The sequence below is a fragment of the Acetobacter okinawensis genome (genome assembly GCF_002153655.1).
Classification (GTDB): Bacteria; Pseudomonadota; Alphaproteobacteria; order Acetobacterales; family Acetobacteraceae; genus Acetobacter; species Acetobacter okinawensis_A.
The window spans coordinates 57577-70888 of record NZ_JOPJ01000050.1; the positions used below are offsets into that span (position 1 = coordinate 57577).

The window sequence follows — 13312 nt, forward strand, 5'->3', positions numbered from 1 at the left end:
GCGGTTTTATGCGGCGGGCACCTGCTCCACGCACAAAGCTGCCATGTTGGGAGCAGCTTTAACCCTCGTTCGTCAGCCCACCATGCTCGCGCCGCGCAACTGGCCAAGCCGCGCCCGTAGTGCGGGATCATGCGCGTAGATATACAGCCCCCTGACTGCGCGCGTCATAAGCACATTGATCGCATTGAGCATAATCCGCTCCATGGTCTGCTCCGGCTGGGCAAGACCTTTGCGGCCCGCAAAGGCCGCGCTGTCCTCGTACCGGGTCGGGTCCAGCACAAGGGTGTCGGCCTGTGCATCATACCGCACTGACGGCCCAAGCAGCAGACCCACATAGTTCAGGTCAAACCCCTGCACGGTATAGACGGACCCAACCTCGTCTATTGTATCGGCCCGCTCGGCCCAGGGCAGGCGGGATTCCGGTTTTGCAATGTCCCACTTCAGGTGGAAGCGCCCCTCGGTTACAAAATGCTCGCGGCCATCTAGGCGGTAAGGATAATCATATGTTGCCACCATGCGGGAGAGACCAAATTCCGCATTTTTCTGGCACACCAGATCATAGAGGTCCTGTGCATCCTCAAAAAACCTGAGATCAAAACATGGATCGTAAGGAACAAGCAGAACTGTTTTTTTACAAAACTGCTCTATCCATTCCAAGGTCTGGACACTGGCCTGCATACGGAACTGGTTCTGAAGATGAAAGGTCTGGACATGCTTTTGCGCAAGAATGGATTCCAGATCTCCTTCCGTCCAGTGGCTTTTGAACTTGAGCACCTGTTTGTCATCAAAAACAATCACGACAACCCGAGCACATTTAAGAATTTCCTCAAGGTGATTGTCCTGCACAAACCTGTTGTATTTATCAGCCTTTGTTAAAAGCAAATGCGCCTCATCCACCAGAACAACATCCGCGACCTGCCCGGTTTTGTGCATGGCATTGATAAAGCTTGTTGGTCTTTCATAATCCTTCTTTTTTACATAATGAGATTTCTCCGCGATATTGCGGTAAAGCTTCATCATTTCAGGATGATTAACCAGAAGGTAGTTTTTTGTCCCCGACAACGCATTGGGCTGGGATTTTTCCCGGGACAGTTTTTGTAATTCATTAAAAATCTTATTGATAACAATGCTTTTTCCGGTCCCGGCATCCCCTTTTATCACAAAAACAGCATGACCGGAGACAACATGGTTCTGACAGAACTGCAAAACACGAGCACACAACGCCTCCTGCTCAGCAGAAAGTGTGCGATTGGGCGACAGCTTCTGCAACGCCTGATTATTGTTCCCGTCCGCCATGCCACGCTCCCATAACGCAATAAAAAAGCCTTTCCCCTATTATGGGGAAAGGCTTTTCAGCAGTCCATAAACCTGTGTTTTTAGCGCAGGATACCTGTATGCCCAATGGAGTAGCGACCAGGCTGTGGCCATACGGTCAGCCCGTGCGGTTCCTGCCCAACCGGAATGCTGATCATGCTCCCGTCATCTGTGTTGATACGGTAGACAACATCATCAAAACGACCAGACAGCCACAGGGCCTTACCATCCGCACTGACATTGCCCATGTCGGGGCTGCCACCACCGGGAATAGGCCATGTCGCCACAACCTTGTTGGTTGCAAAATCAATAACCGACACCCCGCCGCCCTTGCTGTGGGGGCGGCCATGAATCAGGTGGGAACCCCGGTTGGCAACATACATTTTGGTGCCATCGCGGCTGGGGTACAGCCCATGAGCCCCCAGACCTGTAGGAATAAAGCCAATCTCACGGAACGTGTCCCCATCGACCAGAAACACGCCGTCGGCCATCATGTCGGCCACATAAAAGGTCTTGCCATTGGGGGAGACCAGAATGTCCTGCGGCATGCCGCCACTGGACAGCTTGAGGTACCCCAGCACCTTTTTGTCCACCATATCAACCTTGACCAGATGGCCGCCAAATTCGCATGTGAAAATGGCATAACGCCCATCTATGGAAAAATCGGCATGATTGACGCCCTTGCACTCGGGCACATCAACGGACTGCTGCAACTGCATGCTGTGCGGGTCACGGAAGTCCAGACGTTTACGGGCTTCTGCCACCACAATGGCGGACTTGCCATCGGGCGTAAAATACATGTTGTAAGGATCATCCACCGCAATGGACGGGCCGGGACGGCCCGTGCGCGGGTCAATCGGGGTCAGGCTGCCATGGGTCGTCCCTTCGGCATTATTGGTCACCCACAGGGTACGCAGGTCCCATGAGGGCACAACATGCTGGGGGCTTTTACCAACCGGGAAGCGATCCACCACCTTGTTGGTCGCCGGGTCAATTACATCCACATCATTGGAGCGCAGGTTGGGCACATACACCCGTGCAGGGTCCTGTGCGACGTCGGGCGCAATATGTGTTGCCCCTGTTTCGCTGTACAAATTATCAGGGTTAACCACTGCGGGCATACCGGGAATGGTCTGTACAACAGGCGCTGCGGACGCCACAGGCGGGGCCACGCCCCCGGCCGAAGGTGCACCAACATCCTGCGCCCAGCCTGCCACACTGCCAGCACTCATGCCTGCAATGGCAACCGCTGCAACCAGATACTGCTTAAAACCCATAACCCAGACCCCTCTGTGCCTGTCATTCGATGACCTTGATGAAGGCTCCGCATTTATCATGCGGGGTAAATAACGTCTATTCGGCTGCGGTTAAAATCTTCCATTTATTATTATGGAAAAATTATTTTATGTATTTATTTGTTCCGTGCATCATCAATAGCCTTAACCGCTGCATTCACCTGCATGGCCAGCCCCGGCTGCCCCAAAGTGGATGTGGCGCGCCGTGGATCGCCCCCGTAAATACCCTGCGCACTGGTCGGGTTAGGAGCATGCCGCAGAGCCTCCTCCCGCACCATGGAAGGATCAACCGCAAGCATCAGTGATGTATCTCCAATATCGGCGTGCTGACCAACATCCAGCCTGTACCCGTTTTGCCGCAGCCATTCGCTATACTGGTGGGGCAGCACATCATAATAATCGCGCACATACAGCACGCGCGCCCCGGTGGCCTGCCATTTTACCGTAAGCTGGGTGGCCAGCTTTTCCAGCTCCTTCTGGTAGCCGCCATGATCACCGATCAGCACAACCAGCTTAAACCCCTGCACCCGAAAACTCTCCGCAATGGAGGAGAGCATTTTTGCAAACACGTCAGGCGGCAACGTAATGGTACCGGGGAAGCGCATATGCGATGTACGGGGGGCTGTCCCGCCCTCCGGCACATAAGCAACGACCGGGGCCACCAATGTTTTACCCGACTGGTGGGCTATTTTTTCTGCCTGCGATAAAACCCGGCTGTTATGTTTGCCAACAGCTATGTACGGACCACTTTGCTCCGTACCCCCCACAGGTACAATAATGGTTGTAAAACCACATGATATATCCTGAGCAATTTCTGTCCACGTCAGTTTTTCAAACAGAACGCTTTTGGGTAATTGCAGGCACTGCGCCTGTGCGGGCAGGGGGGACAGCACCGCCAAACCCAAAAACAGACTGAGAATACACTGTTTTTTCATGATTTTTGTACCAGAAGAGGTGCAAGGAACTGACCCGTATAGCTTTTTTTACATGCGGCAATCGCTTCGGGCGTACCCTCTGCCACAATGGTGCCACCACCATCCCCCCCTTCCGGACCAACATCTATAATCCAGTCGGCGGTCTTGATCACTTCCAGGTTGTGCTCAATAACAATGACCGTATTCCCCTGATCCACAAGAGTATGCAAAACTTCCAGAAGTTTTCTAACGTCTTCTGTATGTAATCCGGTTGTGGGTTCGTCCAGAATATAGACGGTCCTGCCCGTTGCCCTACGTGCCAGTTCCTTGGAGAGCTTGATGCGTTGCGCCTCCCCACCAGATAGCGTGGTGGCCTGCTGCCCCAACGCCACATAGCCCAGACCTACTTTTTGCAAAATTGCCAGTCGGTCACGTATCCGGTTCTGGGCAGAAAAAAGTGGGTAGGCTTCATCCACGCTCATGGCCAGAACATCGGCTATGGTTTTACCCCTGAAGCGGATATCCAATGTCTCACGATTATAGCGCGCACCTTTACAGGCATCGCAGGTCACAAACACATCGGGGAGAAAGTGCATTTCTATTTTAAGCACACCATCACCCTGACAGGCCTCGCACCGCCCTCCTTTGACATTGAAGGAGAAGCGCCCCGCCTTGTAACCACGCGCCTTGCTCTCGGGCAGTTCCGCAAACCAGTCACGGATCGGGGTAAACAGGTCTGTGTAGGTTGCGGGGTTGGAGCGGGGAGTACGACCGATGGGGGATTGATCAATATCGATAATCTTGTCGAGCTGCTCCATACCTTTTATTTTTTTGTATGGCTCGGGAGAGGTCGCAGCCCCCATAAGCTGGCGCGAGAGCGCCTTGTAGAGCGTGTCAATCACCAGTGTGGATTTGCCACTGCCTGAAACACCAGTCACGCACGTAAATGTACCAAGTGGAAAATGGGCCGTCACGTCCTTGAGGTTATGGCCAGAAGCCCCCTCCACGGTCAGCATCCGTTTTTTGTTCACGGGCCTGCGCTGCTGGGGAACCTCGATCCGCTTGCGGCCGGAAAGATAAGCCCCTGTCAGACTATCCGGGTTTTTGGCAACCTGCTCAGGTGTACCCTGAGCCACAACCTGCCCACCATTCACACCCGCGGCTGGACCCATATCCACCAGCCAGTCGGCACTCCTTATCGCATCTTCATCATGTTCAACAACAATAAGGGTATTACCAAGGTTTTTTAAACGATCCAGTGTTCCCAACAACCGTTCGTTATCACGCTGGTGCAGGCCAATGGAAGGTTCATCCAGCACATAAAGCACACCTGTAAGGCCTGAACCAATCTGGCTGGCCAGACGGATGCGCTGGCTCTCCCCCCCCGACAGGGTGGCCGACCCACGGGAGAGGGTCAGGTAATCCAGCCCGACATCATCCAGAAATTTCAGCCGTTCAAGAATTTCACGCAGTATACGCCGGGCAATTTCCGCACGTTGGGGAGTAAGGGTGGGCAAGACCGTATCAAACCAGTCCAGCGCATGACCAATAGACAGGTCACTGGCCTGTGCAATGGTTTTGTCCGCCACCCGAACAGACAGGGCCTCCGGACGCAGGCGTGCACCGTGGCAGACATGGCAGGCTTTTTCTGACTGGTAACGGGAAAGTTCTTCCTTGACCCACATACTATCCGTATTGGCCAGTCTTTTTTGTAGGCTGATCAGAACCCCTTCAAACGGACGTTCAACCACATAGCTTTTTTTACCATCCTGATAGGTAAAACTTATGTTCTCCTCAACACCATACAGGATTCCGTTCTGGGCCTCCTGCGGTAGGTCGCGCCATGGTGTGGTCATGCTGACACCAAAATGCTGTGTCAGACTTTCCAGCGTTTGCTCAAGCAAGGGTGATTTTGCATCTTTCCATGGTGCAATGGCCCCTTTTGCAAGAGAGAGGGTAATATCAGGTACAACCAGAACGGGGTTAAAATACGTCTCTACCCCCAGACCATCACATGCGGGGCAAGCGCCTTGGGGGGCGTTGAAGGAGAACAGGCGCGGCTCTATCTCCTCCAGTGTAAAACCACTGACAGGGCAGGAAAAATGTGAAGAAAACACAAGTTTTTCGGGTTCTCGTGTTTCGTCCTTCAGCACTTCCTCGGCATAGACAATGCCCTCGCTCAGGGCCAATGCGGTTTCAAAACTGTCGGCCAGACGGGTTTGTACATCGGGTTTGACCACCACCCGGTCCACAACCACCTCAACCGTATGGCGCAGTTTGCGGTTAAGGCTGGGAACATCTGCAATGTCATACAGCGTGCCGTCCACCCGCACACGGGTAAACCCCTTGCGCTGGAGTTCAGCCAGTTCCTTGCGGTATTCGCCCTTACGGTCACGGATCACGGGGGAGAGCAGCATAAGCCGCGTCCCCTCGGGCATGGCCATAATGCGGTCGACCATCTGGGTGACTGTCTGCGCCTCAATCGGCAGGCCGGTTGCGGGGGAATAGGGTACACCCGCCCGCGCCCAGAGCAGGCGCATGTAGTCATAAATTTCCGTTACCGTGCCAACCGTAGAGCGCGGATTTTTGGATGTTGTCTTCTGCTCGATGGAAATGGCTGGGGACAGACCTTCTATGGAGTCCACATCCGGTTTGCCCATGAGTTCCAGAAACTGGCGGGCGTAAGCGGACAGGCTCTCCACGTAGCGGCGCTGCCCCTCGGCATAAATGGTATCGAACGCCAAGGACGATTTGCCCGAGCCTGAAAGCCCGGTCACAACCGTAAGCCGGTCACGGGGAATATCGATATCAATATTTTTCAGGTTGTGCACACGTGCCCCACGCACCCGAATGCTGTGCTGACCGGGAAGACCTGATTTTGCCATGGAGAGCTCTCTGCCACCGTTCCTGTTTTGTCCTCTATTATGGCGCTTTAATCCGCTCCTATGCAATCCATGAAACACACCAAAACCCCGGGCCATGCAAAATGCCCAGTTCCGCCATTCTGGCCATTGCGCTTGCAAACATGATTGACCATTTACTCACACAAGTATGTACTGTGGCCAAAAGCACGGCAGGCGCCATTTTGCCTGCGTGACAGAAATTTGAGGAACAAAACCAGATGGAGCATCTGATCGGTCAGCCCGCCCCGGCGGCGCACAACAGCTTTGGCGGCTCGGATGCTGCACCAATCATTACCGATGGCACACAGGCCAGCTTTATGCATGACGTCATGGACGCCAGCCGGGAAGTGCCTGTTCTGGTGGACTTCTGGGCGGAATGGTGTGGCCCGTGCAAGCAGTTGACCCCCATTTTGGAAAAAGTTGTAACCGCCGCCAAAGGCAAGGTCCGGCTGGTTAAAATCGATATTGAGGCCAACCGCGCGCTGGCAGGCCAGCTGGCACAGGCGGGTCTGCCGCTCCAGTCCATTCCACTGGTGGCTGCCTTCTGGAAAGGGCAGATTCTGGATGTGTTCCAAGGAGCACTCCCCGAAAGCGAAGTGAAGAAGTTTGTAGAAACCCTGCTCAAGGCCAGCGGTGGCGGCACCCTGCCAGCCACCGAACAGCTCCACGAAGCCGATGTGGCCATGGAAACCGGGCAACCCGCTCAGGCGGCTGCCATGTATTCTGCCGTCATTGGTGAAGAACCCGAAAACCCCAAAGCATGGGCAGGCCTGATCCGCGCCATGCTGGCCTTGGATGATGAAGAGGCCGCAGATGCTGCTCTGGCCGATGTCCCCGCAAAAATTATTGATAGCCCCGAGGTGGCCGGAGCGCGCGCAGCCCTTGAACTGAAAAAGGAAGGCCGCCAGGCTGCTCTGGCCATGGAGGGTATTCGCGCACGGCTTGATGCCAACCCCGAGGATTATGACGCCCGCTGCGAACTGGCCACGGCCCTGAACGCCGCTGGACAGCGTGAAGAAGCGGCAGGCGAGCTGCTCCACATCATCAAAGCGGACCGGGAATGGAAAGACGGCGCAGCCCGCCAGCAGCTCCTGCGCTTTTTTGAAGCATGGGGGAACGAGGACCCGGCAACGCTTCTGTCCCGCCGCCGTCTTTCCTCCCTTCTGTTCTCCTGACCCTTGCCCCGCTCGACCCTCCCTTTTGCCGAGGATGATGTTCCCCGCCGCATTCCACGGCTGGGAGACATGACCTTGGCGGATATTCCGCCAGAGATCGGGCTTTTCCCGCTCAGCGGTGTGCTGCTGCTGCCGCGGGGCAAGCTGCCGCTCAATGTGTTTGAGCCCCGCTACATTGCCCTTGTGGAAGATGCTCTGGCATCGCACAGGCTGATCGGGCTGATCCAGCCCCGCTGGCAGGAGGATGAGGACGAGGAGAACGAGGCCCCGCCCCTTTACTCCATTGGCTGCCTTGGCCGCCTGACCTCCATGACCGAGCGGGCCGATGGCACCTACGCCATGACCCTGACCGGCCTGCTCCGCTTCCGCCTGCTCCGCGAGACGGGGTTACGCCGTGGCTATCGGGTCGCGCGGATAGATGTCTCCTCCTTTGCGGGGGACCTGAACGAAATTCCGTCCGAACCGTTTGACCGCACCCAGCTTTTGCACTCGCTCAAGCTTTATTTTCAAAAAAAAGGGCTGAGTGCACGCTGGTCCCTGATAGAACAGATGGATGACAGTCTGCTTCTGGTCACTTTACCCATGATCTGTCCTTTCCCTCCGGCGGAAAAACAGGCATTGCTGGATGCAGAAAATCTGACAGACCGTGTGCGGGTCCTGCAAACACTGCTAGACCTGTCCGGCCCTGAACAGGAAGGCCCTCCTTCCTGATGATATGATGTGGGAACCGTTTTATGTCCGATACAGCACCTCTTGACCCGCGCCTTTTGTCCATGCTGGTTTGCCCGGTAACCAAAGGACCGCTGGTTTTTAATGCCCAGACCAACGAACTGGTCAGCGAAAAAGCGGGGCTGGCTTTCCCCATTCTTGATGGCATTCCCGTTATGCTGCCAGATGAAGCGCGCCGTATTGAAGGCTGATTGACGTTTTTTTCCCTCTGCCTCGGACATGCCCATGCTTTTGGGAAAAAAAAACAGCACATATCTTGGTAGCCTGCTCCTGCTTGCCCCCCTTCTGGCGGGCTGCCATCATCTGATTGAGGGAGACAATATTGATCTTCCTCCCGAACGTCCCGGCCGCTTTTTGCCCGAAGCCGCACAGGCTGAGGCACGAGCGGCACAGCGAGATGTTGAGCGGCAAGAAAAACTGGAAGCAGCGCAGGAAGCGGCAGGCATAAAAAAGCCTGATACCCCACCCAAGCCCGAAGACCATTACGAAGTGCTACCCCCCATGTATGATGGCGGAGGCTCGGCAGGCCCCATGCGCACAGATAACGGGCATACCATTACGCCACAGGCTCAGGCTGTTTATGGCAAACAGGACGACAGCCAACTCCAGAAGACCAAATAAAGGGAGCCTCTACTCCTCAGCATCATGCTGGTAGGATGTTCTGCGCCGCAGAATATCGCCTATAGCCATGCCGACTACCCCCGTCATCATCCCCACGGCTGTTGGAATGGCCCCTCCACCGGGGAGCAGGCCAACCAGCACACTGCTGAGCGAGCCAAAGCTGAACTGCATGGTCCCCAACAGGGCAGAGGCACTGCCTGCATGGTGCCCATGCCGGGAAAAAGACATGACTGTGCCATTGGGGCCAATAAACCCCAGTGCACCAGTGATACTCACAATAAAACCGCAGGTCAGCCACGGATGGGCGGCCCCCACCACACCGGCAAGCGCCAGAGCCACAAAAACACATCCAATGGCAAAGGCCCACACAATGGCACCTTCAAGCAGAGCAGGCATAGGCACCCGGTGTATCAGCCACCCGTTGATCTGGGTACCCAGAATGAAGGAGGCCGCGTTGGCGCCAAAGAAAATACCAAATGCGCCAGGCGAAAAATGCAACGTCTGTTCAAACAGAACAGGAGCACTGCCCAAATAGGCAAACATGACAAAAGTAGAAAAAGTCGTGATCAGCGCATTGGAAAAAAAGACTGGTTCACACAGAATATTCTGGTAACGCCAGAGTATTTCCACCGGGCGGAAACGGATACGCTTTGCAACTGCCAGCGTATCGGGCAGCATAACCAGAACACCGACAATTGCTGCCACTGCATAGAGCGTTCCAATCCAGAATATCCATCTCCAATCACCAATTTTTAAAACAAGGCTCCCCAGACCCGGGGCCAGAATAGGCATGACACCAAAAACCAGTGTCAGTTGCGCCATAATATGGCCGCCCTTTTTGCCAGTTGCGACGTCGCGCACAATTGCACGTGGAATAACCGCACTGGCCGACCCACCAAAAGCACCAATAAACCGGAACAGGCAGAACAGGTGGTAGTTACTGGCCAGCGCACACCCGGCAGAAGCCAGAGCATAAACCCCAAGCCCCACAATAAGCGGCCCTTTACGCCCGAACCTGTCTGACAGGGGACCTTGGGAAAACTGACCAAAGGCCAAGCCTAAAAACCATGCTCCCAACGTGAACTGTACAGAACCGGCCCCTCCACCCAGATCATGCTCAACATCAGGGAAAGCGGGCAGGTACATATCCGTTGCCAATGGACCAATGGCTGTAACCAGACCCAGAAGAAAAATAAGCCGGAATGGAAAAGAGGATATGGGAGCCTTGGAAGGAACTGTCATGTCATGGATTACCGGAGGAAGATTGCGCTACTCTTCCCCTGCCATCCAGTTTTTGTCCACCACCAAAAACCGGGCATCTCCCGTTCGTTTGGCGTATCTTACAAAAAAGGCTGCCGGTTATTCCCGGCAGCCCTATCAGGTTTTTACCCTTCCTTACCACCCTGCGGTGCTTCGGGCGGAGGGGGCATTTTGCCGCCACATGCAGGCGGTGGCCCCGGCGGATGATCAGGCTGCTCGGCAATCTGCTTGAGCTGCTTGGGGGTCAGAATATCGTGTATCTGGGTTTCAACCTGCAACCTGTGCAAGGCATGCTGGGTCTGCAAGGCGCTGATTTGCTGTTCCAGGTCCTGCAATTTGGCCTGATCTACTGGCCCCGGCGTTGTCAGGACCGTACGGATCTGGCTTTGCAGGGCATGCGTCTGCTCCATACCAGCTTTGGGGTCTTCGGGCTTATTGGCGTCGAATACTGCCTTGATCTTCTTTTTCTGCTCGGACGTCAGCTTGATTCCGTCCAGTTTGAAGATATGCCCACCAGGTCCCGGCCCATGATGCATACAGCCACATTCAGGCGGCGGAGGGGGAGGGGCACCAACTGGGGAACCAGCCTCGGCAGCCTGAGCAGCAGACCCGGAAAAAGCCGCAAGACCCATAACCAGAGTTGTTGCCAGCAAAGCTTTTTTCATCATTCAGCCTTCACGTCATCAATACCAAGTGCAAAGCGACACCTGCCCTGCCTAGTCTTGGACTGTGGCACCCGGGTATGTCTGAAAAAAGGCAACATCCGCAAAAATGCGTTTTACACCTCCGCGCAAGCACAACAGCCCTTACAAGAGAGGAGGAGCAAGACATGTGGTCTTCTCCAGCGGACCGTTGGGCAGATCCCTATCTGCCATTGCTCTATCCAAAACTGGCATCGAAGAAGTGACCGTACGCGAGTTACAACCAGAAGCGCCTGACGGACAGTGAACAACTTTTGCAGAAGCAACACGCAGCAATAAACCAGCGAACTACAAGTTCGGGTAATCACAGCGCTCAATAAACGTTATCGCAAGAGGGATTTTAGGAGGGGTACAGCTTCCAAGCTCTCACAAAAATATTTATTTTTCAGAGGCTTAGGAAGAAGAACTGGTGGAGCCAAGCTCCACCGATCTAGCGTCTCTCTCTGCTTCTCTATGGTGCTAAAATACTGTATAATATCAGTATATTACACAATGAAGTGTCTCCCTCTGTATCTGTGCGACTCTGTGAAGCGCAGTCTTTAAGAGGGGTACCAAGAGGGGTTTTGTAGTTATGAGTCGGGTTTCACCGCATCAGCTTACAGCCCGGCAAGTCAGCACTCTCAAAAACGGATCCCTCTGCGATGGCGGTGGCCTCTGGCTGGTTGCTCAGGGTGAAGCCAAATCCTGGTATTTCCGCTTCACCAGCCCCATCATGGGCAAGCGTAGAGAAATGGGACTGGGCTCTGTGGCCAGCATCACTCTGGCGGATGCCCGGCGCCGGGCGGCTGAAGCACGGCACCAGTTGGCCGAGGGCTTGGACCCTGTGGATGAACGCCGCAGGAACAGGTCTCTCCAACGCAAAGAGGCCCCTCCCACATTTGCAGACATTGCCGCACGTTACATTCAAGAGATGTCACCCGGCTGGCGTGACCCTCGCTCTGCCTCCGTGTGGACCAGTTCCCTTGAGCGTCTGGCCTACCCCCAGCTTGCAACAAAGCAGGTGGCTGACATTGGCACGGATGATGTTCTGAGTGTGCTGCGCCCCATATGGGAGAACAAGACAGAAACAGCCGATAGGCTACGTGGGCGGATAGAACGGATCCTCGATTACGCCACCACCCACGACTGGCGCGAGGGAGAGAACCCGGCCCGGTGGCGCGGTCATCTAGCCAATATTCTGCCCAAACCGTCCTCTGTCGCAAAGGTGCGACACCACCCAGCCATCCCCAGAAAAGACATTGCCCACGTTATGGCAAAGCTGGCCGCCGCCGATGGCATGGCAGCAAAAGCCGTCCGCTTCACCTGCCTGACTGCTGGCCGCTCTGGTGAGATCAGAAACGCCGTCTGGTCGGAAATTGATCTGGCTGCCAGGATATGGACCGTCCCAGCCTCTCGCATGAAGACGGGCAAGGAACACCGCGTCCCTCTACCCGAGGGTGCAATGGCTGTTCTGCAAGAAGTGTTACCCTTGCGGGATAGACGTGCGGGGGATCTGGTCTTCCCTGGCGGGCGGATCGGCAGACCGCTCTCCGATGTAGCCCTATCCAAAGCTTTGCACATGGCGGCCGGCACAAAAGAAGTGACCGTGCACGGTCTACGCTCTACCTTCCGCGACTGGGCCGCCGAGGAGACCGATTACCCGCGGGAAGTAGCTGAAATGGCTCTGGCTCATGCCATCAGTGACAAGGTGGAAGCCGCTTATAGGCGAGGTGACCTGTTTGATAAACGGCGGGAGATGATGACTGAATGGTGCGCGGTTCAGCAATCCACCTGAGATAACGCATCCTGCACCAACCGGTTAAGGCTTACTCCACGAGCGGCGGCAATTTCAGCCGCGCGCGCATGGACATTCTCAGGCAGGCGCACCACGAACCGGCCCGAGTAGTGCTTGACCGGATCAATCCCCTTCTCCGCGCACATCTCAAGGAACACACGCAAGGATGCCTCGCCTTCCTGCTGGAGGCCTCCAACACTGTCAGCATAAAAATCTGCCCCACCGTTGAGGCCCAGAAACTCACCACGGAACATACCGATTTCCGGGTCAAACTGAATGACAGCCCGATGGCCGCCAATTTCCATCACATTATTCATGGTGTCACCCCATTTGCTTCGAGCCATTTTCGTATGGATGCAACCGCCCCTTTGTCTGTATCCGGCTTGGGATGAGGCCGATGGAATACGCGCACCTCACCGAACAGGAACACACCAACGCGGGAACCTTCGCGCTCTGAAACCTCACCACCGAGGGACACGAAGAGTGCTTCAATATCCGCCCACGGCACGTTGCCGGATACGGGACGCTTGAAGATCAGTTCCAACGTACGGCGATGCTTGGCTTTCATGACATGAATGATACTGATTTATGGTATCATGCGCAAGATGGAAGTGGAATGATTGGCC

13 protein-coding genes are annotated in these 13312 nt (G+C 55.2%); 5 read left to right on the top strand and 8 right to left on the bottom strand.

What is annotated here, in order from left to right; genetic code table 11:
* Nucleotides 1-72 precede the first annotated feature (72 nt).
* From HK26_RS12085 to uvrA, 4 genes are all read right to left on the bottom strand, one after another.
* Nucleotides 73-1296 (bottom strand): DUF2075 domain-containing protein, encoded by a 1224-nt coding sequence (locus HK26_RS12085; protein WP_086639998.1) that lies wholly within the window; start codon nucleotides 1294-1296, stop codon nucleotides 73-75.
* An 80-nt stretch (nucleotides 1297-1376) separates the two neighbouring features.
* Nucleotides 1377-2591: a YncE family protein gene (locus tag HK26_RS12090; RefSeq protein ID WP_086639999.1), complete on the bottom strand. Its 1215-nt coding sequence runs from the start codon at nucleotides 2589-2591 to the stop codon at nucleotides 1377-1379.
* Nucleotides 2592-2725: 134 nt separating this feature from the next.
* Nucleotides 2726-3544: a creatininase family protein gene (locus HK26_RS12095; RefSeq protein ID WP_086640000.1), complete on the bottom strand. Its 819-nt coding sequence runs from the start codon at nucleotides 3542-3544 to the stop codon at nucleotides 2726-2728.
* A complete protein-coding gene (gene uvrA / locus HK26_RS12100) occupies nucleotides 3541-6408 on the bottom strand; it encodes an excinuclease ABC subunit UvrA (protein WP_086640001.1) in 2868 nt (955 codons plus the stop codon). Before uvrA ends, HK26_RS12095 begins: the two co-directional genes overlap by 4 nt.
* 236 nt (nucleotides 6409-6644) lie before the next feature.
* On the opposite strand from uvrA, the gene HK26_RS12110 reads away from it, so the two are divergent.
* The 4 genes from HK26_RS12110 to HK26_RS12125 all read left to right on the top strand — a co-directional run bounded on the left by HK26_RS12110 (nucleotide 6645) and on the right by HK26_RS12125 (nucleotide 8951).
* The gene (locus HK26_RS12110; protein WP_086640002.1) at nucleotides 6645-7601 is read left to right on the top strand and encodes a tetratricopeptide repeat protein; all 957 of its coding nucleotides are present in this window, start codon (nucleotides 6645-6647) and stop codon (nucleotides 7599-7601) included.
* A gap of 69 nt (nucleotides 7602-7670) precedes the next feature.
* Entirely contained in the window at nucleotides 7671-8312 is a 642-nt protein-coding gene (locus HK26_RS12115; RefSeq protein ID WP_086640003.1) for an LON peptidase substrate-binding domain-containing protein, read from the top strand.
* A gap of 23 nt (nucleotides 8313-8335) precedes the next feature.
* The gene (locus HK26_RS12120) at nucleotides 8336-8521 is read left to right on the top strand and encodes a Trm112 family protein (protein ID WP_025826802.1); all 186 of its coding nucleotides are present in this window, start codon (nucleotides 8336-8338) and stop codon (nucleotides 8519-8521) included.
* Nucleotides 8522-8555: 34 nt separating this feature from the next.
* Nucleotides 8556-8951: a hypothetical protein gene (locus HK26_RS12125; RefSeq protein ID WP_244983546.1), complete on the top strand. Its 396-nt coding sequence runs from the start codon at nucleotides 8556-8558 to the stop codon at nucleotides 8949-8951.
* A 9-nt stretch (nucleotides 8952-8960) separates the two neighbouring features.
* Here the strand turns inward: HK26_RS12125 and HK26_RS12130 are convergent, their stop codons facing one another.
* Nucleotides 8961-10193, bottom strand: coding sequence for a multidrug effflux MFS transporter (locus HK26_RS12130; protein WP_086640005.1), 1233 nt, complete (start codon nucleotides 10191-10193; stop codon nucleotides 8961-8963).
* 143 nt (nucleotides 10194-10336) lie between these two features.
* Nucleotides 10337-10879 (bottom strand): Spy/CpxP family protein refolding chaperone, encoded by a 543-nt coding sequence (locus HK26_RS12135; RefSeq protein WP_257640999.1) that lies wholly within the window; start codon nucleotides 10877-10879, stop codon nucleotides 10337-10339.
* 604 nt (nucleotides 10880-11483) lie between these two features.
* Here HK26_RS12135 and HK26_RS12140 point away from each other — a divergent pair.
* On the top strand, nucleotides 11484-12686 hold the full coding sequence (locus tag HK26_RS12140) for a tyrosine-type recombinase/integrase (RefSeq protein WP_086640007.1): 1203 nt from the start codon (nucleotides 11484-11486) through the stop codon (nucleotides 12684-12686).
* Here HK26_RS12140 and HK26_RS12145 read toward each other — a convergent pair.
* Nucleotides 12671-13003, bottom strand: a complete 333-nt coding sequence (locus tag HK26_RS12145) for a type II toxin-antitoxin system HicB family antitoxin (RefSeq protein WP_086640008.1) — start codon at nucleotides 13001-13003, stop codon at nucleotides 12671-12673. The genes HK26_RS12140 and HK26_RS12145 overlap by 16 nt on opposite strands.
* The gene (locus tag HK26_RS12150) at nucleotides 13000-13254 is read right to left on the bottom strand and encodes a type II toxin-antitoxin system HicA family toxin (protein ID WP_086640009.1); all 255 of its coding nucleotides are present in this window, start codon (nucleotides 13252-13254) and stop codon (nucleotides 13000-13002) included. Before HK26_RS12150 ends, HK26_RS12145 begins: the two co-directional genes overlap by 4 nt.
* Nucleotides 13255-13312 lie beyond the last annotated feature (58 nt).